The 24,152-nt window shown below is 57.3% G+C and carries 25 protein-coding genes; 9 read left to right on the top strand and 16 right to left on the bottom strand.

Annotated features, from left to right (window positions below):
- Position 1: 1 nt before the first annotated feature.
- The 3 genes from CLV83_RS02955 to selD are packed head-to-tail and all read right to left on the bottom strand — an operon-like array spanning position 2 to position 3,069.
- Complete coding sequence (locus tag CLV83_RS02955) at positions 2-868, bottom strand: putative selenate ABC transporter substrate-binding protein (protein WP_132287274.1); 867 nt, start codon at positions 866-868, stop codon at positions 2-4.
- 24 nt (positions 869-892) lie between these two features.
- Complete coding sequence (gene mnmH, locus CLV83_RS02950; protein WP_243642261.1) at positions 893-2,002, bottom strand: tRNA 2-selenouridine(34) synthase MnmH; 1,110 nt, start codon at positions 2,000-2,002, stop codon at positions 893-895.
- On the bottom strand, positions 1,999-3,069 hold the full coding sequence (gene selD, locus CLV83_RS02945) for a selenide, water dikinase SelD (protein WP_132287268.1): 1,071 nt from the start codon (positions 3,067-3,069) through the stop codon (positions 1,999-2,001). The genes mnmH and selD overlap by 4 nt, the downstream gene beginning before the upstream one ends.
- Before the next feature lie 246 nt (positions 3,070-3,315).
- Here selD and CLV83_RS02940 point away from each other — a divergent pair, with 246 nt between their 5' ends.
- Complete coding sequence (locus CLV83_RS02940) at positions 3,316-3,909, top strand: NADPH-dependent FMN reductase (RefSeq protein WP_132287265.1); 594 nt, start codon at positions 3,316-3,318, stop codon at positions 3,907-3,909.
- On the opposite strand, the gene CLV83_RS02935 is transcribed toward CLV83_RS02940, so the two are convergent.
- From CLV83_RS02935 to CLV83_RS02875, 13 genes are all read right to left on the bottom strand, one after another.
- On the bottom strand, positions 3,910-5,052 hold the full coding sequence (locus tag CLV83_RS02935; protein WP_132287261.1) for a tRNA-queuosine alpha-mannosyltransferase domain-containing protein: 1,143 nt from the start codon (positions 5,050-5,052) through the stop codon (positions 3,910-3,912).
- A gap of 41 nt (positions 5,053-5,093) precedes the next feature.
- Positions 5,094-5,399 carry an MGMT family protein gene (locus CLV83_RS02930; RefSeq protein WP_207894697.1) on the bottom strand — a complete coding sequence of 102 codons (306 nt, stop codon included), beginning with the start codon at positions 5,397-5,399 and terminating at the stop codon, positions 5,094-5,096.
- A gap of 19 nt (positions 5,400-5,418) precedes the next feature.
- A complete protein-coding gene (locus CLV83_RS02925; protein WP_132287255.1) occupies positions 5,419-6,858 on the bottom strand; it encodes a hypothetical protein in 1,440 nt (479 codons plus the stop codon).
- Positions 6,859-7,068: 210 nt separating this feature from the next.
- Positions 7,069-7,995: a Dyp-type peroxidase gene (locus tag CLV83_RS02920; protein WP_132287252.1), complete on the bottom strand. Its 927-nt coding sequence runs from the start codon at positions 7,993-7,995 to the stop codon at positions 7,069-7,071.
- Between the two features lie 189 nt (positions 7,996-8,184).
- Complete coding sequence (locus CLV83_RS02915) at positions 8,185-9,630, bottom strand: Na+/H+ antiporter family protein (protein ID WP_132287249.1); 1,446 nt, start codon at positions 9,628-9,630, stop codon at positions 8,185-8,187.
- A gap of 70 nt (positions 9,631-9,700) precedes the next feature.
- Positions 9,701-10,234, bottom strand: coding sequence for a GNAT family N-acetyltransferase (locus CLV83_RS02910; RefSeq protein ID WP_207894779.1), 534 nt, complete (start codon positions 10,232-10,234; stop codon positions 9,701-9,703).
- Positions 10,235-10,310: 76 nt separating this feature from the next.
- Positions 10,311-10,643: a 5-carboxymethyl-2-hydroxymuconate Delta-isomerase gene (locus tag CLV83_RS02905; protein ID WP_132287243.1), complete on the bottom strand. Its 333-nt coding sequence runs from the start codon at positions 10,641-10,643 to the stop codon at positions 10,311-10,313.
- A 206-nt stretch (positions 10,644-10,849) separates the two neighbouring features.
- On the bottom strand, positions 10,850-11,692 hold the full coding sequence (locus CLV83_RS02900) for a class III extradiol dioxygenase family protein (RefSeq protein ID WP_132287240.1): 843 nt from the start codon (positions 11,690-11,692) through the stop codon (positions 10,850-10,852).
- Positions 11,685-12,050 (bottom strand): protocatechuate 3,4-dioxygenase, encoded by a 366-nt coding sequence (locus CLV83_RS02895; protein WP_104002521.1) that lies wholly within the window; start codon positions 12,048-12,050, stop codon positions 11,685-11,687. The genes CLV83_RS02900 and CLV83_RS02895 overlap by 8 nt, the downstream gene beginning before the upstream one ends.
- 110 nt (positions 12,051-12,160) lie before the next feature.
- On the bottom strand, positions 12,161-13,033 hold the full coding sequence (locus CLV83_RS02890) for an amidohydrolase family protein (protein WP_207894695.1): 873 nt from the start codon (positions 13,031-13,033) through the stop codon (positions 12,161-12,163).
- A gap of 16 nt (positions 13,034-13,049) precedes the next feature.
- The gene (locus tag CLV83_RS02885) at positions 13,050-14,114 is read right to left on the bottom strand and encodes a 4-oxalomesaconate tautomerase (RefSeq protein WP_132287237.1); all 1,065 of its coding nucleotides are present in this window, start codon (positions 14,112-14,114) and stop codon (positions 13,050-13,052) included.
- On the bottom strand, positions 14,107-14,784 hold the full coding sequence (locus CLV83_RS02880) for a 4-carboxy-4-hydroxy-2-oxoadipate aldolase/oxaloacetate decarboxylase (protein WP_132287234.1): 678 nt from the start codon (positions 14,782-14,784) through the stop codon (positions 14,107-14,109). Before CLV83_RS02880 ends, CLV83_RS02885 begins: the two co-directional genes overlap by 8 nt.
- A 26-nt stretch (positions 14,785-14,810) precedes the next feature.
- A complete protein-coding gene (locus CLV83_RS02875) occupies positions 14,811-15,818 on the bottom strand; it encodes an amidohydrolase family protein (RefSeq protein WP_104002524.1) in 1,008 nt (335 codons plus the stop codon).
- 246 nt (positions 15,819-16,064) lie between these two features.
- Here CLV83_RS02875 and CLV83_RS02870 point away from each other — a divergent pair, with 246 nt between their 5' ends.
- The 8 genes from CLV83_RS02870 (at position 16,065) to CLV83_RS02835 (ending at position 24,117) form a co-directional block, all read left to right on the top strand.
- Complete coding sequence (locus CLV83_RS02870; RefSeq protein ID WP_104002525.1) at positions 16,065-17,288, top strand: LysR family transcriptional regulator; 1,224 nt, start codon at positions 16,065-16,067, stop codon at positions 17,286-17,288.
- A gap of 254 nt (positions 17,289-17,542) precedes the next feature.
- Positions 17,543-18,493, top strand: a complete 951-nt coding sequence (locus tag CLV83_RS02865) for a Gfo/Idh/MocA family oxidoreductase (RefSeq protein ID WP_132287231.1) — start codon at positions 17,543-17,545, stop codon at positions 18,491-18,493.
- A 78-nt stretch (positions 18,494-18,571) separates the two neighbouring features.
- A complete protein-coding gene (locus CLV83_RS02860) occupies positions 18,572-19,564 on the top strand; it encodes an aldo/keto reductase (RefSeq protein WP_243642260.1) in 993 nt (330 codons plus the stop codon).
- A gap of 139 nt (positions 19,565-19,703) precedes the next feature.
- Positions 19,704-20,732 carry a TRAP transporter substrate-binding protein gene (locus CLV83_RS02855; protein WP_132287228.1) on the top strand — a complete coding sequence of 343 codons (1,029 nt, stop codon included), beginning with the start codon at positions 19,704-19,706 and terminating at the stop codon, positions 20,730-20,732.
- A 17-nt stretch (positions 20,733-20,749) separates the two neighbouring features.
- Complete coding sequence (locus CLV83_RS02850; protein WP_165900222.1) at positions 20,750-21,262, top strand: TRAP transporter small permease; 513 nt, start codon at positions 20,750-20,752, stop codon at positions 21,260-21,262.
- Complete coding sequence (locus CLV83_RS02845; RefSeq protein ID WP_132287225.1) at positions 21,259-22,545, top strand: TRAP transporter large permease; 1,287 nt, start codon at positions 21,259-21,261, stop codon at positions 22,543-22,545. The genes CLV83_RS02850 and CLV83_RS02845 overlap by 4 nt, the downstream gene beginning before the upstream one ends.
- A 74-nt stretch (positions 22,546-22,619) precedes the next feature.
- On the top strand, positions 22,620-23,534 hold the full coding sequence (locus tag CLV83_RS02840) for a helix-turn-helix domain-containing protein (RefSeq protein WP_132287222.1): 915 nt from the start codon (positions 22,620-22,622) through the stop codon (positions 23,532-23,534).
- Between the two features lie 76 nt (positions 23,535-23,610).
- A complete protein-coding gene (locus tag CLV83_RS02835; RefSeq protein ID WP_132287219.1) occupies positions 23,611-24,117 on the top strand; it encodes a hypothetical protein in 507 nt (168 codons plus the stop codon).
- The last annotated feature ends 35 nt before the right edge of the window (positions 24,118-24,152 follow it).

Here is a 24,152-nt window from a genome sequence, read left to right as displayed (position 1 = left end):
GTCAGTCCAGCAGGCCGATCGCCTTGGCGGTTTCCTCGATGGGCACGTAATCATCATTGGACGCCGGCACAAAGCTTTCGCGTGGGAAGCTGGCCAGCAGATCAGGATCGTCCATGCCCAGCAACACCTCACGTACCTTAGCCTTAAAGCCGTCACCGAAGCGCTCGTTCACATCGCCGCGGATGGTCCACTGGTAGTCGGGATAGGTCGGCGTGGTCCAGATAACTTTCACCTTGTCGGCGTCGATCTTGCCCTCTTCGGTCTCTTTCTCCCAGACAGCGAAGTTCACGGCACCGACCTCATAGGCACCAGACTGTACCTGGGCGATGGTGCTGCTGTGATCGCCGGAGAAGCCTACGCGGGAGAACACCTCTTCAGGCGCAGCGCCAAAGTGCTCGCGCAGGTAGAACTCAGGCATCAGCCGGCCGGATGTGGATCCCTTGGAGCCGAAGGTAAAGGTCTTGCCTTTGATCTCGTCGCTCAGATCATCACCCGCTTCCAGCCCGGTTGAGGTGTTAGCGATGATGTAGGACTTGAAGAACTGGTCTTCGTAACCCTGGGCCAGCGCTTCGGATCCGGGCACCAGTTTGCGCGCCTGCACGCCGGACAGGCCGCCAAACCAGGCCAACTGAACCTGATCGTTACGGAAGGCGGTAATCGCCGCAGCGTAGGATTTAACCGGGATGTACTGAACATCCACGCCGAGCTGCTCGCCCAGGTACTCCGCTACCTTACCGAAACGCTCCTGCAAGCGGGATTCGTCAGCATCGGGAATGGCGGTAAAAACGAAGGTATCTGCCTGGGCCAGGGCCGGCAGCAGCGCAGCTACAGCGGTAATTTTACGAAGCAGGGATTTAGCTTGTGACATGGTCGCTCCTTGTCAGTAATAAACTTAGACTTCCTTTGCCGCGAGGTATTCACGCACCTCTTTGCGGCTGCCCATAAATTCGATCCTGCCCTTACGGTTGCGTAACTGATAGTCATACATAGGGTCGTAGTAATCCACCAGCAGCGCCAGGATCCAGTCCCAGTGCATCTCGGGATCACCCTGACGATGTCTGAGCAAGGCTCGCTCCATCAGCTCAGCCGTTTCACGATAGCGCACACCACCCAGACGTTTACGCACCCGATAAAGTGATTGGGTCAGATCTTCGGCAAAGGCTTCAAAACCCGCCTCTTCACCCGATACCCGCTGCCACTGCGCCAGTTTATCGAGGATATAGTTATGAAAACTGTGCTCGACGCGCTCTTCCAGTGATACTTCCATGACGATCAGTGGGCTGATTTCCATGGCATGCTGTAATACCGGTGGCAGTGCACAGCGCCCCACGAGACGCCCCTCATCCTCCAACAGGATCGACGCCCCAGCCTGCACCGCAGGGCTATGCTTGGCCTTGAGCAGATCGATCGCCAGGGCGTTTTCGAAACTCAGCTGGGTCGGCTGACCGCCGGGTAGGCGGCCAAAGCTGGAACCACGGTGATGGGCCAGCCCTTCCAGATCTACGCCAAAGGTGAAGGCATTGACCATATCGGTCTTGTTACAGCCGGTTTTACCCGCCAGCAGCAGTTTCGGCTGATGCTCACAGATCTGCTCGAACTCGCGCAGCAGGTACTGGCGCATCGCCTTGTAGCCGCCACTGATACGCGGATAATCACAGCCGGCTTCCTGCATCCACTGCTGGCAGGTCTGGCTGCGCAGCCCACCGCGCCAGCAGTAGAGATAGCCCTGGGGATTACGCTCGGCGAAATCGACCCAGGCCGATACACGCTCATTTTTAACCTCGCCGCAGACCAGACTGTGGCCCAACTCGATCGCCGCCTGCTGGCCATGATGCTTGTAACAGGTACCGACCTGGGCGCGCTCGTCGTTGGTCATCAGCGGTAGGCTGACGCTGGTCGGGAAGGCGCCCTTCTCAAACTCTATCGGCGCACGGGTATCGATCAGCGGAATATCGTTGAGGAAGATCTCAAGGAACTCTCCGGTGTCCGGGCGATGGCTCACGCGCATACCTCTTTATCGACAATCACGCCTTCGACAAAGACGCGCTGAGCACCGGAGGCGGGCCGCAGCTCACCGATGCAGGTGTTATGTATTCCCTGCTCTGCCAACAGTGTTTCCAGCGCTTCGGTTTTGGCTGGATCGACGGCGATCAACAGGCCGCCGCTGGTTTGCGGATCGCACAGCAGGTGACGCGCAGCTTCTGCCATTTCAGCGAGCTTATGACCGTAGCTGTCAAGATTACGCAGCGTACCGCCCGGGATGCAGCCCTGGGCCAGGTAATCCAGCGCTTCGGGAATCACCGGCACCGCTTGCGCATCGATACGCGCCTCAACGCCGCTACCCTCACACACCTCAACCAGGTGGCCCATCAGACCAAAGCCGGTGACATCGGTGATAGCGTTAACGCCTTCCAGACGGGAAACCTCGGCGCCGATGCGGTTCATCTGACACATGATGTCCCGCGCCAGGAAGGCGTGCTCATCACGAAGCTTCTTCTGCTTCTGCGCTGTGGTCAGAATACCGATGCCCAGCGGCTTGGTAAGATAGAGCTTGTCCCCCGGCTTGGCGGAGTCGTTCTGCTTCAGGTGCTCACGGCTGGTAAGTCCGGTGACCGCAAGACCAAAGATCGGCTCCGGCGCATCGATACTGTGCCCGCCCGCCAGCGGGATGCCTGCATCGGCGCAGGCCTGGCGACCGCCATCGACCACCTGCTGCGCCACTTCAGGTCCCAGCTTATCAATCGGCCAGCCAAGTATCGCAATCGCCATCAGCGGTCTGCCGCCCATGGCGTAGATATCGCTGATGGCATTGGTCGCCGCAATACGGCCGAAATCGAACGGGTCATCAACGATCGGCATAAAGAAATCCGTCGTACTCAACACCACCTGACCATCCCCCAGATCGTAGGCCGCCGCGTCGTCCTTACTGGAGTTGCCTACCAGCAGGTTGGGCGAATCCGGCAGCGACAGCTGAGACTCAAGAATACGGTCCAGAACCTTGGGAGAGATCTTGCAGCCGCAGCCAGCACCGTGGCTGTATTCAGTGAGGCGGACGGGGGTGTCAGACATGCTTGGACTCCGGGATAAATCGGGAGGTGAATAATACGAACTAGCGCCGCATTTGTCAGTGTAAACCCATGAGGTAAAGAGGTTAAACGTCGATAACTCTCTATCTAACGCTCAATCCGATCACTTTAACTGTCACGTAAAGGCGGGGTATGAAAAAAGAGTTCTGTTTCTGCGCAGAACCCGGCGCTGGTTATAACGACTAAACTGAACCCGATTGTTCAACTCTACCCGCTGAAGGAGAACACCTTGGCTATCAAAATCGTCACCATCTGCGGCAGCGTACGCCCCGGCAACTACACCGCCAAAGCCCTGGCCGTTGCGCTGGATGAACTGAAGAAATACCCGGAGGTCGAGGTAAGCGCGATCCACCTCGAAGAACTTGACCTGCCACTGCCAGGCCTGGAAGCACGCAAACCGAAAGCGATCGAAGCGTTTCAGGCCACCGTCAAAGGCGCCACCGGCGTCATTCTCGCCTCACCCGAATACCACGGCGGCATCAGCAGCCCAATGAAGCTGGCCATCGACAACCTGGGCTTTCCCAGCGTTTTGGCCGACAAACCGGTCTCTATCCTCGGCGTCGCCGCCGGCGTGATCGGCGCGATCAAATCCACCGAACAGCTGCGCGGCATCTGCTCCCACGTGGGCGCCCTGCCACTGCCGATGGTGGTATCGGTCGCCAAGGTACAGCAGGTGTTCGATGAGGACGGCAACTGCCTGGATGAGAACATGGAAAACCTGATCCGCAGCTCCGCCCGTAATCTGATTGAGTTTCTCAAGGATACGGTCTGTGCCAAGGTCAGCCTGGAAGAGATCCTGCGCGAGCAGGGAGAGGCACACTGATCATTCAGCTCCCATTGCAGTAAGCGCGCTGAACAGCTCCGCATAAAGAGGTTTAAGCGCGCTCCAACTGAATCCCGCTACCGGCGGCGCCTCCAGTGCGCCGTTTTTCAGTGCCTCAGCCTGACTCTGAATCAGGTCCGCCGCCAGACCTGCCTCCCGATCTATATCCTCGCCACAGTCGCGATAGAGATATTCCTCACTGAACAGCTCCGGGTAGGCCTGGCGTGCCGGTAACGCCGGTATACAGCCCTGGGCCACCGCCTCCAGTACAGACAGGCCCTGGAACTCATGGGTCGCGGTTGAGAGGAAGATATCACCACCACTGAGCCAGCTCAGATAAGCTTCACGGCTCTCGGCATAACCGCACTGGTCAAGCCGGTGGCTGAACTCCCGGGCGATGGTATCGAACTCTTTTGGGCTGTTACGGAAGCGCTCGCCGAGGATACAGAGACGGAAATCGGTACCCCTGGACTCCAGCGCACGCAAAATCGCCAGCAGCCGATCCGGCCCCTTATCGAACTCCCATCTCGCGGCCCAGACTATCCGGATCGGATCATCCGCGGCCGGACATCCGCTCCTCTGTGGCCAGGTCTCGTTCTCTATGGCTGGCTTATCAAAGGCGCTGTCCGGCAAAGGTACAGGCACCACGCTGGAGCGAGCCTCGATCTGCTCGATCAGTCCCGGTGGCACCTGGTCCGGCAGTTTGGCCAGTAGCTTTCGCGCGCCCTCCAGCAGGGTTTCGCGGTTGAACCGGGAGTTAAATACCAGCCGATCCCCACATAGAGCGTTATAGATATTCAGCAGTTGAGGTTCGACACTGCGGAATTCGCGCCCGGACTCGGGATAGGCGAACTGGTTCTCGTGGAAGTAGACCAGCGTGGGTATCTGCCCCAGCGATGGCACGAAGCCGCGCAGGCTGGTCAGGTCCACCATGGAGGTGGCCACCACCAGATCGTAGGGCTGGCTCAATACTTCTCGCTCTGAAAACGCCCAACTCAGGCTGTTACCGCGTATACGCCAGCTGAAATAGCGCGCCGGCAGCGCCAGCTCGGTCCATTGGTGTTCGGGGAAGCAGGCCACAAGCCCCTTGCGCCAGGCGCGATGGCTGGCGGCATCATAGGCGGATAAAACAAGAATACGCATTGAGAAAGCTAAAGCCGTTGAGAGGGTTAAACACCCAAAGGTTACACACCAAAGCTGGCAAGGCTGACACGGGCGCCGATAAATTCCACCCCTTCAGCCTCAAGTGCTTCGCGCTGACGCTGGTAGGCGGGGCTATCTTTCGGGAAAGAGAGCTCGCCCCTGGCATTAAGCACCCGAAACCAGGGCAGCGTGCTGCCTGCGGGCAGGCGTTTGAGCACGGTGCCGACATAGCGCGCATGACGCGGCGCGCCCGCCAGCGCCGCCACCTGGCCGTAGGTGGCTACCTTCCCTTTCGGAATAGCGGCCACCACCTGCCAGATACGTTCGTTGAGATTATCCTGCTCCATCAATTAACAAACCGCCTGTTCAGCCACCATTGCGAAAACTACCGCCGTTGGCCAGGCAGGCCTGTTTTACGGCACTGGGCTCGGTCATGTTATGCACGTAGGTAGTCTGGCTGCCCACGGAGCTGGTCATCGAACAGCTCGGCGCATTGCGATCACAGGATTCGATCACCCTGTTTCCACCCTGCTGGCACTGCTGCCGCATCTGCTGAAAACGGCTCGAGCTGTTGATGTTGTATTCGATACAGATGAAATTGCCCGGATCATAGCAGGCAAAAAAGTTGCCGTTGCCAGAGCGAATGGCCCCGGAGCCGGAAGCAGCAGCCGAGCGGTCAGCGCTTTGAGCCACAGGTTGAGCGCCAGACTGGGTTGCGGATCGAGTCACTGATTGAGCAGCCTGTTGCTGACTGGCCTGGGGAGGCGGAGCAGTTCCCGTTTCCGCCGCATTGATCAGCTCCAGTGCGCGCACATAATGGGTCGCGCCCGCCCCCTGTTCGCTGATGTACTCGTAGAGTTTTCTCTGCGCCGCTTCGTCTTGGCCGGTCTTTAGCAGCGCCTCACCATAGAAAAACTTCAGCGAAGGGTCGGACTGAATCGGCAAAGCCTCCAGTTTGGGAAAGATATCCAGCGCCTTGGGGTAATCCTGCTGTTTCAGGTACTGCGATAGCTGCACCATGTATTTGTCGCGGCGCACGCTGGCAGGCAGCGCCTGCTCCATGGCGATCAGCTGCTGCCGGCGCGCTTCTTCCGCCTGTGCAGCGGCGACATTCTTTTCAAGCTGACGAATATGGGCTGCCATCTCTGGAGACACAGCCTCCGCCGGAAGGTCCTCCACCAGCGCTTTGCAGAGCGCCAGTTGATTTTGGTTAAGGCACTCCTGCCTCTGTTGCTTGAAGGACTCGGTCAGCGCTGTAATCAGCGGCATCGGCTGCTCAGTCTCGATCAGCTCGAACGTATCGAGGCGTCCGAGCGTCTCTTCCAGCGTCAGGCGCTTCACATCGATAACGGTGGTGTCGCCGCCAATACTTTCATCATCGGAGAGGTCGAACGCTTTAAACTCGCCAATGCCCGGCGTCATTATCTTTATAAACCGCTTCATAAAGAGATCGCGGTTCTCATCCCAGTCTTCCCCCATGCGCAACAGATAAACCTGGTTAGGTTGCAGCTCCAGCCGAACCCCCTTTTCAACTGGAATGCGGGCGATGGTTTTGCCATCGAGCTCCAGCCTGACACGAGCTGCTCGACCATTAATCGCCACCGCCAAGCCCCCGGCGCGGGTCAGGTCGGGTACGAAATAGTAGGTAGAAACGAGATTCGGATTACTCGGTGCCAGTTTTTCAATCTGGGCCTGAGTCTGCGGCACCGACGGCGTAGACGCCATCTGCTGCGTCATATCCATATTGTTCGTCAGGCAGCCAGATAGCGCCGCGACAGACAGTAAAACCACTCCCAGCTTTCGCATGAGCATCCCTGTATATATGAGCTGATATTAGGTCGCGCTCTCTACCGGGGGATTTCTCGCCCTGATGGCGCCCGACAGCAGTTAGTCGCAAATCACGATCATAAGTAGATTAAGGGCCCAGCGCAAAACTCAGGATACGCACCGCGTCAAAACGAAAAATACGCCAACCGAACGGTGATTCGGATGGCGTACTCAGCGGGGTATTTAGCGTTATTTCAGACTACGCAGCCAATCATTGGAGGGCACAAAGAACGCGGCACCAAAAACAGCGCGGGTGAATTCGAGAATCCGGTCCGCCCGCCCCTCTTCATCACCATTAACCATGCTGTTGAGCATCAGTTCATAGTGCTCTGGAGTACGGCAGGTGCTGACAAACACAAGCCCCTTACAGGTTGAGTCACCGTAGGGCATGCTGTGACGCAGAATCTCCATGGAGTTGCCGTCGGCATCTTTCAGCGAGGTGCGTTTGGTATGGGCATGGGGAGATTTCTTGTCGCAGGGATACTCGACGTTATCCTCCTTGGTACGGCCGTACGCATCTTCCTGCTCTTTGACCGGAATCTGGTTCCAGGCATCCAGGTTATGCTCGTAAACCTGCACATGAAGGTAGCTGCCGCCGGCAAACTCGGGATCTTCATCACCCACCAGCGCGACCTCAAGGCGATCATCGCCTTCAGGGTTTTCCGTGCCATCGACAAAACCGGTCATATCGCGGGTGTCTTTGTAACGGAAGCCGTGGATCTCACGCTCAAGCTTGGCAAGGCCGGCAAGCTTGTCGCCTATGCGGGAAGCCAGCTCCAGACAGGCGTCATAGGCGGCGGCACGAACGATAAACAGCATATCAACCGGTGTCGACGGCGCCACGCGCTGTCCGTTTTCCAAGGCCGGGAATGGGCGCAGCAGCTCAGGCCGAGCATGCGGACTCACCTGGTCCCAATACGCAGAGCCGATACCTGCAACCAGGTGCAGATCCTTGTTTGGCATCTCCGCCCGCACCTCATCCAGCATTTGCGGCAACTGGGCCAGCACCTGGCGTATCTTCTGCTCGTTACCCGGACTCTGGATAGCGTTGAAGCTCAGAAACAGCGCATCACGACTGGATTCAGCGATGACGCCCGTTTGATAATCCCGATTCATCTATGCCTTCCTTAAAACAGATACTGTCGAACTGGTGATTGAGTCTCGCCAGCCGTTTATCAAGTGCTAAGGAGTATAACAGCAAGAAAAGTACGGCGAACCGGAAAGGCCCGCCATACATTGCTTAGATCAAAGCAGACTTGATCCAAGAGGGTGAGATCCAAGGAGGTTAGATCCAGAGAGGCTAGATCAAAGGATCACTGCGGCAGCCCAACCAAAGATCAGCAGAGGCAGGTTGTAGTGCAGGAAGGTCGGCACCACAGTATCCCAGATATGGTTGTGCTGACCATCTACGTTCAGGCCCGACGTCGGCCCAAGAGTGGAATCAGACGCCGGCGAACCCGCATCTCCCAGCGCGCCTGCGGTCCCCACCAGCGCTACCACCGCCATCGGCGAGAAGCCTAGCTGAATCGCCAGCGGCACAAAGATCACCGCAATAATCGGCACGGTGGAGAAGGAGGAACCTATGCCCATGGTGATCAGCAAACCAACAATCAACATCGCCAGCGCCGCCAGGGCACGGCTGCCATCAACCAGAGCCGCTGCAGTCGCAACCAGCGAATTAATATCACCACTATCACGCAAGACCTGGGCGAAACCGGCGGCGGCGATCATGATAAATCCCACCATTGCCATCATCTTCATCCCTTCGACAAAGGCGTCATCGCCCTCCTGCCACTTGAGTACGCCGGAGAGGGAGAAGATCAGAAAACCGATCATGCCACCAAAGACCATGGACTCGGTCAGCAGTTGTACGACAAAGGCGGCAGCCAGCGCGATCACCGCTACGATCAGCGTTTTCGCTGAATAGCGTGCGCCGGTGCTTTCGGTGCGCTCGATGCGGCTCAGATCGTAATCGCGCTTACCGCGATAGGTGATAAACACCGCCACCAGTAGCCCCAGAACCATACCGAACGCCGGGATCGCCATGGCGGACAGCGGGCTGATACCGTCGGTTTCCATACCGCTACGCTGGATACTGCTGAGCAGAATTTCATTCAGGTAGATGGAGCCAAAGCCCACCGGCAGCAACATGTAGGGGGTCACCAGACCGAAGGTCAGCACACAGGCGACCAGGCGGCGATCCATCTGCAAACGCGCCATAACAAACAGCAGCGGCGGCACCAGCAGCGGGATGAAGGCGATATGGATCGGTACGATATTCTGTGACGAGATCGCCGCAATTAGCAGCACGGCGGTCACGCCATAACGCACCAGGCCCAGGTGACGCGGGTCTTCACCCTTACCGACAGCAGTGGCAAGCTTATCCGCCAACATATGCGGAATACCCGACTTGGAGATCGCCACCGCGAATGCGCCCAGCATGGCGTAACTCAACGCGATCTGAGCGCCGCCACCGATACCGGTATTGAACGAGTCGATCGTCTCTTTGATGCTGTGGTCGCTGATCGAACCGGCGAGCAGCGCCGAGGTGATCAGGGAGATGACTACATTCACCCGCATCAGGCTCAACGTGATCATCACCAGCACGCTAACCAGTACGGCGTTGAGCCGAAGGCTGTCGGGTATCAGCGTGGAGTAAACAAGGAAAGCGGCAATGGCGGTAAAAATAGCGACGACGCTCCAGGAGACGCCGGATTTGGCAGCGTCACCGGAAGGCTGTGGGTAATTCATGGGTAACCTCAACAATTCAGAGGGCGCGTATTCTATAGACAACGGCCGCCCACTTCACCCGCTCTGAAGGTTAGCCCGGAGAAGATCCCTGCTGATCACGCCAGTCCGCTATCAGCATCCGATACACGCGCACGGGGCGATTATGGAATACGAGAGGGGTGTAGTGCCTGAAACCCACTTTCTCGCACACTCTCAAAGACGCGATATGCTCTGGTTCGATAATAACAACCACCGATGCGGCAAGTTGCTGACTGAACGCATAAGCCAGCACGGCTTCGGCCGCTTCTGTGGCATACCCTTGATGCCAGTATCTTTGTGCCAAACGATAGCCGAGGTTTATCTCCTCGATACCGGCCACCTCTTCAGGCCCGATGCCACAGAAGCCAATCAGATCACCCGAGAATTTATCCAAAAGCCCCCAGGGACCCAAACCGCTGGACGCATAGCACTCCAGACACCAGTCGATAAACTTTCGGGTGGCCGCTTCATCACAGACACCGCGAACCGAATACTGCATCACTGCCGGATCACTCAGTATCTCGGTCAGGGCGGGGCAATCATCCTGCGTCAGCGGCCTGACCTGCAGCCTGTCTGTTTCAAACATTTCCACGTAACTTTCCCTGTTTAACACTAGCACTTCACCCTTTCGCCGAAATCGATCAAGGGCGATCCGACCGCCCTTATATACCCTTGCGGTAGCTGTCCCGGTCCATATCCACGATCTCCACGGTTATCGACAGATCACGATAGCCCAGCGAAGCGATCTCGTTGAAAACAGATCCTGACAGTTCTGATCTCTGCCGAGGCGATCGGCCTGACAGAATGCGCACCGCCACATGGACAAAATCCGCTTTTGACGGGCCCGTCATATAGCTCTCATACCCAAGGGCACGCACCTTTATATCGCTGCCGTCAGGCTCGAACAGCCCCGTTTTCAAAGCACCAGAGAAGACTGCCTTCAATAATTCGTCAGCACCAATGCTGTTGGAGTGTTCTATCACGCAATGAGGCATGTCCTTTTCCTTCCGCCCTGGCCCGTTTAATCACTGCAAACACCGTTTTGGACACCGGCATTCACCCTGCACTTGATCTCTGGCAAAGACCATACATCAGCGCGATCACGGTGTGTACAGACAAAAAAAGCGGCGCCCTTTCGGAACGCCGCTTTACTCTCCTTACACAACACTAAGCCGTATAGAGTGTTGTTTCTCCCTTGCTGTTAATCCTTGGGGATCAACAGCTGAACACCTACTGCGGTGTTCGAAATCGGCGATACGTAGTTACGCATCCGCTCTTCGACTTCGCCTTCGATACAGCCTCGCATCGCCAGCCACATGGCGATCTCGACCATTTGGGCGCCGCCCTTTTCAACCAGCTCGACGTTGCTGTACTGGCAGATCGCTTCCGGATCGGAGACGATCTTGTCCATGCACCAGTTATCGAACTCGGCATTCAGGATGCCGGCACGCGGACCATCCAGCTGGTGAGACAGACCGCCGGTGCCCAGCAGCACGACCTTGGAGTCCTTATCCCAGCAGCGGATCGCATCACCGATCGCCTTGCCGAACGCCAGGCTGCGTGAAGGTTTCGGCATCGGGTGACGTTCACAGTTGATGGAAATCGGGATGACCTTGATGCCCTTGTAAGTGAAGTTCGGCCACAACAGAGTGAGCGGCACGGTAGCACCGTGGTCAACCTTGATGTCCTGGCAAACAGTGGGATCGAAATCGTTTTCGATCAGGTGGTTGACGATATGCCAGCTCAGATCGGTTTCGCCGGTGACCGGAGGAATCGGCTTGATGCCCCAGCCTTCATCGGCGTTTTCATATTCCGGCGCGCAACCGATGGCGAAGGTCGGCTTCTTGTCGAGGAACATCTCCAGACCGTGGTCGTTGTAGAACAGCACGGCGATATCCGGCTTTTCCTCTGCCAGCCACTCGCGGATCGGCGGGTAGATGGCGAACAGGTCGCGGTAGTACGGCTCGTTCTCGAGCCCTTTGTCCATGGCGACGCCGATGGCCGGGATGTGTGCAGTGGTGATACCACCGATGATTTTAGCCATTGTTCTTCCCCCTGCCCTGGCTGTCGAGATATGCCTGGAACTCTTCTGTTGTGCGACCGGACATCATTCCGCCGATCACCTGCATGTTCCAGCCGAAGATGCCTGCAAACTTGGCCAGGTAGTAGATGCTGCCACCAAGTTCGAGCATGCGGTTGATATCCTGGTCACGGACCGCCTGCTTCTGCTCTTCACTCAACTTGTATTTTGTCATGTAGGCTTCCGGATCATCGCGGAACGCCTGACGGTTCTCTTCATGGTTGAAGGAGTAACACATTTTGTTGAAGTAGAAGCCTTTGGTGGCCATCTCGCCATCGAAGTGCACGGTGCCTTCGATATCCTTCATCTTATAGTTAGTCATTGTCGAACCCTCGTGTCGTCACGGGTGCATCGGCAAAACGCGCCGACAACCGTAAGCTTTGTTGGGGTGCTTCGGTTGTCGGCGCGATTACGCCCGGATGCGCGATGGTCTTAAGACCAGTAGAGCTTCATCGGGTTATCGATCAGCAGTTTCTGCTGCAGCTCTTCGGTAACGGCGATCTGCGGAATAACATCCACCAGCTTGCCGTCATCCGGTGTGTGGGATTTCATGTTCGGGTGCGGCCAGTCGGTACCCCAGAGGCAGCGGTCCGGGAACTGCTCGACCAGGGTCTTCATGAACGGCACAACGTCGCTGTAATCCGGCGGAGTCTGAGTCAGACGTTCCGGGCAGGTAGTTTTCACCCACACCTTGTCGTTGTTCTTCATGAAATCGACAAAACGCTGGAAGTCCGGGTGATCGACACCCTTGGTCACGTCCGGACGGCCCATGTGGTCAACCACGATGGTGGTGTCGAGCTCATTCAGGAACGGGATTAGCTCTTCCAGGTCCGGTGCTTCGAAATAGACAACGATGTGCCAGCCCAGCGGCTTGATCTTCTCGGCGATCGACAGGAACACCTCTTTCGGGGTGGTGTCGACCAGGCGCTTGACGAAGTTGAAACGCACAGCGCGAACGCCGGCCTTGTCCATCACTTCCAGCTCTTCCACGGTGATCGCCGGATCAACCACGGCCACGCCACGCGCCAGTTCACCGGCGGTTTCCAGGGCATCAACCAGCGCCGCGTTATCGGTGCCGTGGCAGGAAGCCTGCACGATCACATTGCGGGAGAAGCCCAGGTAGTCACGCAGGCCGAACAGCTGCTCTTTGGATGCGTCACAGGGGGTGTACTTACGCTTCGGGTGGTACGGAAACTTGTCCGCCGGGCCGAAGACGTGGCAGTGAGCATCAACCGCACCGGCAGGCGCCTTGAACTCAGGCTTGCTCGGATTGGCGTGGAACGGGAGGTAATCAGGATCCATCATCTTGCAGCACCTGCTATCAATTCTGTTGTGTAAAGACTTCGCCATCGAACAGCTTGCGCGCTGTTCTCAGGATAGCCGCTTGCGCGACCTCCCCGGCGTCGTCCATATCGAGTATCACGGTCATTTCGCCGATCGGGTGTTCCACGGACAACGTCTTGCGCTGGCCTTCGGGAATCACCGCGATATCCGCTGCCGGGGCACCTTTGAGCACGGCGGCCGTCGCCACGCTGACCGCGCCGAGCACACCGATAGAGGCATGGCAGCGATGCGGAATAAAGGTACGGGTAGACAGGGCGCCGCCCTCGGTTGCCTTGCTGACCATGGTCATCTTAGGCACCGACTTCTCTTTGACGTCACCCAGGTTCATCAGCGGACCCGCCTGCAGGCGAATCGACTCAAGTTTGGCACGCAGCTCTTCGTTCGCTTCCAGCGCTTCACGGCTTTCGGTGCCAGTAATACCCATATCTTCGGCGCGCATCACGACTACCGGCATGCCGTTGTCGATCATCGTCACCTCAACGCCGTCGATCACATCGACCGCATTGCCGGTGGGCAGCAGCGCTCCGCAGCTTGAGCCTGCGGTATCTTCGAAGGTGATAGGCACCGGCGCCGATGAGCCAGGCACGCCATCGATCTTGGCGTCGCCTTCGTAGCTCACCTTGCCACCGGGCGTGCTGACTCGCGCGGTGGCAATCTGGCCGGTGTTTTCCATGAAGATGCGCACTTCGGTCTCACCATCCTGAGCCTCAACCAGCCCACGTTCGATAGCGAAGGGGCCGACGCCGGCGAGGATGTTGCCGCAGTTCTGCGCATCGGTAACGATCGGCTGATCGACGAACACCTGCAGGAACAGGTAGCTCACATCGGCATCGTCACGCTCAGACGGCTTGACCACCGCGACCTTTGAGGTCAGCGGATCAGTACCGCCGAGGCCGTCGATCTGGCGCGGGTCGGGCGAACCCATGACCCGCAACAGGAAGGCGTCGCGCTCGGCCGTGTCGGTCGGCATGTCGGATGCCAGGAAGTACCCCCCTTTGGAGGTACCGCCACGCATCCACATGCAGCGTACGCCATCAGACATACTTCAGGCCCTTCTCTTTCAGGCGCGGGCGCATGTCGTAGATATCCAGGCCCAGTTCGCCGTTGGCCAGGCGCACGCGCTTGGCTTCTTCCAGTTCCATGCGTTTGCGTGCTTTTTCGAGCACTTCAGCGGCGTGTTCGCGGCGTACAACTACGACACCATCATCGTCAGCGACAACAACGTCACCGGCGTTGACCAGCTCGTCGGCGCAGACCAGCGGTACGTTCACGGAACCCACGGTTTCCTTGATGGTGCCTTCAGCAAAGACAGCCTTGGACCATACCGGGAAGTTCATCTGACGCAGGTCCTTGGTGTCGCGCACGCCGCCATCGATCACCAGACCGACAACGCCACGTGCCTGGGCGGAAGTCGCCAGCAGGTCACCAAAGAAGCCGTGTACCGACGGAGAGCTCGGTGCGAATACCAGCATGTCACCTTTCTGGCACTGCTCGATCGCCACATGCATCATCCAGTTGTCGCCGGCAGCCCCGGAGATGGTGATGGCAGAACCGGCAACCGCCACGTCCTGCTGGATCGGACGCATGTAGTGCGCCAGCAGACCTACACGGCCCTGAGCTTCATGGATGGTGGCAACGCCACACTCGGCCAGGCCATCAATCACAGCCTGATCAGCACGTTCAATCTTCTGAACTACAACTGTCTCTTTCATGGGAACTCCTATTCTCGATACCGGGATCAGACTTTCAGACGGCTGAAGACACGACGAGTGTTGTGCTCGAAGATGTCCGCCTTCTGCTCAGCGCTCAGGACGGTGTTGCCATCGATGTAGCGCTTGGTGTCATCAAAGTAGTGACCGGTTTCCGGATCGATACCGCGTACAGCGCCGATCATTTCGGAGGCGAACAGGATGTTCTTTGTCGGGATGATATCGAGCAGCAGATCGATACCGCGCTGGTGGTAAACACAGGTGTCGAAGTAAACGTTATTCAGTACGCGCTCAGCCAGATCGAAGCCCTGATCCTGAGCCAGACCACGGAAACGACCCCAGTGGTAAGGAACAGCGCCACCGCCGTGCGGGATGATGATTTTCAGTTCCGGGAAGTCCTTGAACACGTCGGACATCATCAGTTGCTGGAAGCCGGTGGTATCAGCACCCAGGTAGTGAGAACCGGTGGTGTGGAAGCAGTCATTGCAGGAAGCGCTGACGTGAACCATGGCCGGAATATCGTACTCGACCATTTTTTCGTAGATCGGGTAGAAAGAACGATCAGCCAGGGAAGAACCGTTCCAGTGACCGCCACTCGGATCCGGGTTCAGGTTGATGCCGATGAAGCCCATCTGCTCGACGGTACGGATGATTTCCGGAACAGATTTGGCCGGATCAACGCCCGGAGACTGCGGCAGCTGAGCTACAGGTACGAAGTTGTTCGGGAACAGGTCGCAAACGCGACGGATCAGGTCATTCTGATGCTCGGTCCAGAACTGGCTGGTGTGCTCGTTACCGACGTGGTGGCCCATCCAGCTGGCACGGGGAGAGAAGATAGTCAGATCGGTACCGCGCTCCTGCTGTAGCTTGAGCTGGTTGTTCACGATCGATTCGCGGATCTCGTCATCGCTGATAACGATGCTTCCCTTCTCGCCGACGAAAGAGGGGTCTTTGGCAACCGCTTCTTTCTGTTTCTCGCGATACTCACCCACCTGTGGCGGTGTTGTTGTGTAGTGGCCATGGCAGTCGATTATCATGTCAAAACTCTCTTGTTCTGCTCACGCGCAAATCACGCGGAAAGTTTGTTTTCGCAGTTATCGACGCCAACCCACCCTGCTAAAAACCGCTCTAGAGCAGCTGTCACAGCGACAAAACGCCCGGCGCCGACATTACACATGCGACCAGTATTGATGCCCGAGATACAAACTGGCTATTTCATTTTGGCCGAATAGCTATTAGATTTTGATATAGCACTAACAAAAACAGGTATTCTGGAAGCTGTTATGGACCTGACTATCCCCAACCTCAGACACCTTCGTGTGTTTCTCGAAGTCGCCGCCTGCAAGAGCATCAGCCAGGCAGCACCGAGGGTCTTTCTATCTCAGCCCGCCATCACCCAGGCTATCGCCAAACTGGAACAGCTGCTGCAGGCAGAGCTGTTCGAGCGCCACTCCGACGGCATGTACCCCACTGCCGCCGGCAGCGTCTGGCACAATCGTATCCGGCGCTGTCTCGACTATATCGAGCAGGGCGCCATGGAAGCGCTGAAGAACCGTTCCAGCCGCAGCCATAGCGCTCAGACCAGCCTGCTGCCGATGCTGACGACCACCCAGTTAAAGGCGCTGGTAGCCGTCAGCGAGGCTGAGAACTTCAGTATAGCCAGTCGCAACCTGGGCGTGTCCCAATCATCACTGCACCGCGCGGCCCGCGAGCTGGAGCAGCTGCTTGAGGTGCCGCTGTTCGAGAAAACCAGTACCGGTATCAACACCACCAAGGCGGCCAAGGCGCTGGCACGGGCCACCAAACTGGGATTCTCGGAGATCAATCAGGGCTACTACGAGATCAGCGCTCTGCAGTCACGGGAGGTGGGCAAGATCGTGCTCGGCAGTATGCCGCTGGCACGTACCTCTATTCTGCCAACGGTGATAACCGACTTCGCCAAAGAGCACCCCCACGTCGGCATCAATATCGTCGATGCGCCCTATACCGACCTGCTCAACCACCTGCGCCACGGCGACCTGGACTTTCTGATTGGAGCCCTGCGTTTTCCGCCGCCCACCGACGACATTATCCAGGAGGAACTGATCGCCCCACCGCTGGCGGTAGTGGGCCGACGTGGCCATCCACTGGAGTATGCGCGCACGCTGGACCTGGAAACCCTGGCCACCTATCCCTGGGTTGTTCCCCGCGCCGGCGCACCCACTCGCGTTTTCTTTGATACGTTGTTTACCGACCACGGCATTCCGACGCCCAAGGGTTTGGTGGAGACCAGTTCGCAAATACTTATCCGCGAACTGCTGCTTGGCAGCGATCGGCTGACCCTGATCTCCAGCCACCAGATCGAACATGAACGCGCCCTCGGTCTGCTCCGCGTGATCCCCTTCGCGCTGAGCCATACGCGCCGCCCCATCGGCATTACTATGCGTCGCAACTGGCAGGCCACCCCCACCCAGAAAGCCTTCCTCGACATGTTGCGCAATGCTGCACAGCAATATGACGACCTATAAGGGCTGCGCATCCCAAATTGCTTTTTTTGAATACCATTTATACTTATTCAATTATCCAATATCCCTGCGACGGTGCTACATTGAATTCACCAAAGCGAATAGGTCTGTACTCTGGGCTAAGCTATTAACGTAGAAAAATCAGCCAGATTTTCAGGCTGAAGCCCGTAAGACCTTGAATTGCAGGGTGTCTGGAGAAACCAACTCCGCCATCCCCTATAAGTATTAGAGAATGAACCCGCTTAGGAGATAATCAGATGAGACTTTGTGTCGCAGGCGCTTCCGGCGCGTTCGGTATGAAACATATGGATGCCATCGCCGCTATCGAAGGCGCTGAAGTGACTTCAGTTGTTGGCACCAAAGAAGACGTGATCCGTGCATTCGCTGAAGAGCGCGGCGTTGGCCACTACTGCACAGACCTGGCTGAAGCCCTGGCCCGCGACGACGTCGACGGCGTTATCCTGGCGACTCCGACCCAGATGCACGCCTCCCAGGCGATCCAGTGCCTGGAAGCGGGCAAGCACGTGATGGTTGAGATCCCGATGGCGGACAACATCGAAGACGCCCGCAAGCTGGTTGAAGTTCAGCAGAAGACCGGTCTGGTTGCGATGGCTGGCCACACCCGCCGCTTCAACCCGAGCCACCAGTGGATCCATAACAAGATCATGGCCGGCGAGCTGAAAGTTCAGCAGATGGACGTTCAGACCTACTTCTTCCGCCGCACCAACACCAACGCCAAGGGTCAGGCCCGTTCCTGGACCGACCACCTGCTGTGGCACCACGCCTGCCACACCGTTGACCTGTTCCAGTACCAGACCGGTGAAACCGCTGAGAAAGTCCAGGCTCTGGAAGGCCCGCATCACCCGGACCTGGGTATCGCCATGGACATGAGCATCGGCATGAAAGTGCCAGGCGGCGCGATCTGCACCCTGTCCCTGTCCTTCAACAACGATGGTCCTTTCGGCACCTTCTTCCGTTACATCTGTGACAAGGGCACCTACATCGCCCGTTACGATGATCTGGTAGACGGTAACGAAAACCCGGTTGATCTGACTGGCGTTGCAGTTTCCAACAACGGTATCGAGCTGCAGGACCGCGAATTTATCGCGGCGGTAACCGAAGGCCGTGAACCGAATTCCAGCGTAGCTCAGTGCCTGCCAGCAATGGAAACACTGAACCGCCTGGAACAGTGCCTGGCCGAAGGCTAAGCACGTTCTTTGACCGGCTCCTCCCCCCCGGGGCCGGTTAATTCCCGTTACACCTTGCAGCAAATGAGGTCCGCACTGATGACTACGACTCTGGATCAGAAGTTCTCCAACCCCGGCATCGGCCTGGGCTGCATGAACCTCTCCCACGCCTACGGTACGCCGCTGGCTGAAGACGAAGCGATCAATGCGCTGCATGCCGCGTTCGATATGGGCTACCGCCATTTCGATACCGCCACCCTGTACGGCGGCGGCAAGAACGAAACCCTGGTGGGCAAAGCACTGAAACAGAAGCGCCAGTCATTTTTCCTGGCCAGCAAGTGCGGCATGGAAATCAGCCAGGAGACCGGCAAGAAAGAGATCAACGGTCGCCCGGAAACCATCAAGCGCCAGTGTGAAGCCAGCCTGCGTCGTCTGCAGACTGAAACCATCGACCTCTACTACCTTCACCGCCTCGACCCCAATGTGGCAATTGAAGAGAGCGTAGGCGCACTGTCCGATCTGGTACGCGAAGGCAAGATCGGCGCTATCGGCCTGTCCGAAGTATCCGCCACCACACTCGCACGCGCGCAGCAGGAACACCCCATCGCCGCGCTGCAAACCGAATACTCACTCTGGTCCCGCAACCCTGAGATTGCGGTACTTGAGCACTGCCGTAAGACCGGCACCGCATTTGTCGCTTTCAGCCCGCTGGCACGCGGTTTTCTGACTAACTCTCTGCGTGACGTCAGCACGCTGGAAGCCAAGGATATCCGCAACAACATGCCGCGCTTCAATGCGGACAACTACGCGGAAAACCTGAAATTGCTCAACGAATACGTTCAGATCGCCGAAGCAGCAGGCTGCACCCCCGCCCAGCTGGCACTGGCCTGGGTTCAGGCACAGGGCGATTTCATCGTACCGATCCCCGGCACCCGCTTCGCTTCCCATATGGAAGAGAACCTGGCAGCCGATGAGGTTTCGCTGGACCCGAGAACGCTGGAGCGCCTGAACGCGCTGATCAACCAGAGCACTGTTTACGGCCCGCGCTACAGCGAAGCGCAGCAGAAAGAGATCGATACGGAACAGTTTTAATGAAGCACCCGTTTTAATGAAAAACCATGGGGCTTGTTACCAGGCCCCCGCGGTACCCCAACAACATCCTAACTAAACGATAACAACCATAATAATAACAACAACTTGGAAAAGCATAACAAGACACGAGGCGAAACCTATGAAAACAATTATGAAGACGGCCGCGCTCTCCGCTGCAATTGCAGCCTCCAGCTTTGGAACCACTCAGGCGATGGCTGCCGATTACACTCTGCGTTTTGCACACTTTTTCCCGGCCGTTGCTGATGTCAGCAAAAACGTGTTCCAGGAGTGGGCAAAAGCGGTAGAAGAAGAGTCCAATGGCCGTATCGCCGTAGAGATGTACCCTTCCTCCACACTGGCTAAGCCGCCGGCGCTGTATGACTCCACCGTCAACGGCATCGCCGACATGGCTGCAACCGTGCAGGGTTACACAGCCAACCGCTTCCCGCTGACCCAGATTGTCGAACTGCCGGGCGTTGTCCAGAACGCACAGCAGGGCTCCTGCGTTATCCAGAAACTGTATGACGAAGGCCTCATCGCCGACGAGTACAAAGACACCAAGCCGCTGTTCCTGTTTACTCACGGCCAGGGCCACTTCCACCTCAAGGATACCGTGGTAGAGAAGCCGTCTGACCTGGCCGGCAAGCGCATCCGCCGCCCGACCTCAGTGGTTGCCAACCTGCTTGAAGAGCTGGAAGCTCAGCCGGTCGGCATGCCCGCTCCTGAGTCCTACCAGTCCATGCAGCGTGGCGTAATCGACGGAGTCGCCCTGCCGTGGGAAGGCATGAAGTCTTTCCGTCTCAACGAACTGGCCAACACTCACACCGAAATTGGTGGTCTGTATAGCCTTTCCTTCGTGGTCACCATGAACACCCGCGTTTACAACTCCATGCCGGATGACCTGAAAAAGGTGATCGATGATAACTCCGGTATGAAGTGGGCCGACAAGACCGGTAAGGTCTTCGATGACATGGACGCTGCTGGCCGTAAGGACGCTGTCGCCGCTGGTCACACCATCGTCACAATCGAAGGCGGTGGCGAGAACCCGGACTGGAAACCGGTACTTGATGCAGCGACCGAATCCTACCTGAGTGAGCTGGAAGAAAAGGGAATGCCCGCTCGTGACGTGTACGCACGGACCATGGAACTGGCAGATCTCTGCCAGTAACACGAACGGAGTAACCCATGAAACAGATTACGCGCCTGGTCGATGCTGTTGCGTCTCTGATGCAGCAGATAAGCGGAGTGCTAATCGTTGCGATGATGGTGACCGTCCTTCTGGACGTCACCACACGCTTCGTCTTTAAAGTGACTGACGGCGGTATCGATCTCACCTTTATCGGTGGGATCGAGATCATCAAGTACGGCCTGCTGTTCACCATTCTGTTCGCACTGCCCTACTGCGTGGATCGCTCTCAGGTGGTTGTCGACCTGTTCACCGAACGCCTCAGCGACCGCAAAAAGTCATTCCTCGAGGGAATCTACTTTCTCGGCTACACCCTGCTCGGCACCGGCATGACAATCCGGTTCTATGAAGCGATTCACGGGGCGGCCATGAGTGGTACCACCACCCAGGACCTGCTGATCCCGATGAATTACATCTACGCACTGACAATGTTTGCTACCGCCATGCTGGCCATCCGCGCCCTGCTGGTCGCCAAGCAACGTTTCTGCACAGCAATGGGGTTTAGCGCATGAGTTCTGCAACTATAGGTCTGATCTGCATCGGTTTGATGCTGGTCATGATGGCGCTGCGGGCACCTATTGCCTTGTCCATGGCGACCATCGGTTTTGTCGGTTTCTCCTGGATCATCGCGTTTGATCCGGCGATGGCTATTCTTGAAAATGGCCCGTTTGAAACCCTCTCCAACTACAGCTTCAGCCCCATCCCGATGTTCATCATGATGGGTGTGTTCGCCTCGCGGGCGAAGATGTCTGATCAGCTATTTTCCGGGGCTCGGGCACTGTTTGGCGCCTGGCGCGGCGGTATTTCGCTGGCAGCCATTCTGTCCTGCGGCATCTTTTCTGCCATTTCCGGCTCCTCCGTGGCAACTGCGGCCAGCATGTCACGCGTTGCGCTACCGGAGATGAAGAAGCACGGCTACGCTGACTCTCTGGCCACCGGCACCCTGGCGGCCGGCGGCACCCTCGGCATCATGATTCCGCCCTCTATCGCCCTGCTGCTGTATGCACTGATCACCGAACAGTCTGTCGGCGATATGTTCATTGCCGGTATGATCCCGGGCATCCTTGGCCTCGTGCTCTACTGCGTAACCATCAGCCTGCTGGTCAAGTTCAAGCCGGAGCTGGCGACCCCCGGTGAAGCGACTACCCTGCGCGAAAAGCTGATCGGTCTTAAGGGTCTGATCCCCTTCACCGCGGTATTCGCAATTATCATCGGCGGTATCTACACCGGTCTGTTTACGCCAACCGAGGCTGCGGCCATTGGCGCCTTCGCTACGCTGATCGTTGCTATCTGGCGCGGCATGAACTTCGCCGAGTTCCGCGAAGCTCTGCAAGAGACCATGATCACCTCCGCCATGATCTTCTTCATGATCATCGGCGCCGAAGTGTTCGGCTACTTCCTCAGCGTGTCACGCATCTCGTTCGAACTGGTGGATTTCGTCGACAGTCTGAACCTGACACCGTTCATGATTCTGATCTGCGTACTGATCCTGTTTATGCTGCTTGGCTGTGTCATGGATAGTATCGCCATGCTGCTGCTGACCGTGCCTGTGGTTTATCCGCTGGTTCAGGCGGCGGGCTTCGACCCGATCTGGTTCGGCATCGTTGCGGTTATCACCGTCGAACTTGGCTTGATTACGCCACCGGTCGGCATGAACGTCTTCGTGATAAAAGCGTTCGCACCCGATATCTCGATCGGCTCGATCTACAAAGGCGTGCTGCCGTTCGTGCTGTCAGATATCGTGCGTCTGGCACTGATCATCGCCTTCCCGGCGCTGGCCCTTGGTCTGCTATAAAGTAGATTAAATCCAGTTGACCCTGGGCCGGGAGACTCCTTCCCTCCTCCCGGCCCATTTTTCAGGAGAGGCATATGAAACCCGAGTCTCTCGGTAAAGCCGTATCCGGCAGCATCTCCAACTACGCCCTCTATAGCGAAGCCCAGTCTGCGGACGATCCGGAGTTTATCCATATTGAGGATATTCCCAGCCGCGCCCGCCTGTTCGACTGGACCATCAACATCCACACCCATCCACGCATGTATCAGCTGGTCTATGTACGCACCGGCCAGGTTCGCATCCATATCGATGGTGAAGAGCGCACGGAGCCCGCTCCCTGCATCATTACCATCCCACCCTCGGTCGTGCACGGCTTCGAGTTTGGCCGCGAAACCACCAACGGCGCAGTGATTACTGTATCCCAGCTGGTGATTATGGATGAGCAGTTCCAGCGCGACTTCCCATTTGTCGAAGAGATGCTGCGCACACCGCAGATCGTACCTCTCGGACAGCATCCCGGTGATACCGAGTTCATCGGCCAACTGATTACACAGATGGAGGAGGAGTACCACGAACGACGCACCGGCAAAAAGCAGATGTTCGAATGGCTGCTCTACTCATTAATGCTCAAGGTCGGGCGCCGTATCCAGGCCAGCCGCCGCGCCCGCGACGAAGGCCACTACGAGCGCCTCTACCGCCTGCTAACGCAGTTGGTTGAGCAACATTACCGCGAACACAAGCCAGCCAGCTTCTACGCCGAGGAACTGCACACCACGACCACCTCGCTTAATCGCGCCTGCGCAGCCGTGGCCGAGAAAAACCTGAGTGAAATGCTGCATGATCGCCTGACGCTGGAAGCCCAGCGGATGCTGATCTACTCCTCGATACCAGTCTCGCTGATCGCCTACGACCTGGGCTTCAACGATCCCGCTTACTTCTCCCGTTTCTTCAAGCGCCGCACCGGCATGGCACCGGTCACCTTCAGAGAGATGCGCGACCGGGACGAGTAACCCGCCCCCAAGCAGTTAGCGTTTTTCAGTGGCTTCGTTATGATAGCGGCATATTCGCTGGTATCGAATTAACACCATGAAAAACATACGCTTTTATCTATTTTTAGCCGCAATGCCGCTGATCACCGCCGGTGCGATTTACTGGCTCAGCCAAACCAGCAGGGTCGATAATGGCGCCACCTTCCTGCTTACTTCTCTGCCCTATTTTTTCTTTATCTACTTTTACGGCCTGTTCGACTGGAGCCCCTTCGCCTGGGCTGAGCGTCTACGCGAGAAGCACGGCAAAGCGGGTCACGAGTTTTTCAAAAAGGCCGGTTTCGCCTCCATAGGTATCAGCGTATTTCTCTACCTGGGATCCGATCAGATATTCCAGAGCCTGGGCTTCACCCGCGTCGATGTAGACCGCACCAGCCGCACGCAAACGCCTTACTACTACCAGCGCGACCCATCGGAACAAACCAAAGCAGAGCAAGAGAAGAAAGAGCGCAAAATGTGGGAAGAGATCAGTGAATCGTTGGAGAAGCACTTTGCGGAGGAGGAAGCCAGACAACGCGGATTAGAACAGCCTGAAGAGGCACAATAAAAAACCGCCCGAAGGCGGTTTCTCTACCAAGCTTT

Origin of the sequence: Marinobacterium mangrovicola, from assembly GCF_004339595.1 — a bacterium.
Taxonomy (GTDB): Bacteria; Pseudomonadota; Gammaproteobacteria; order Pseudomonadales; family Balneatricaceae; genus Marinobacterium_D; species Marinobacterium_D mangrovicola.
The sequence above is the reverse complement of the archived record's forward strand: the minus strand, read 5'-3'. Positions and strand labels throughout refer to the sequence as shown.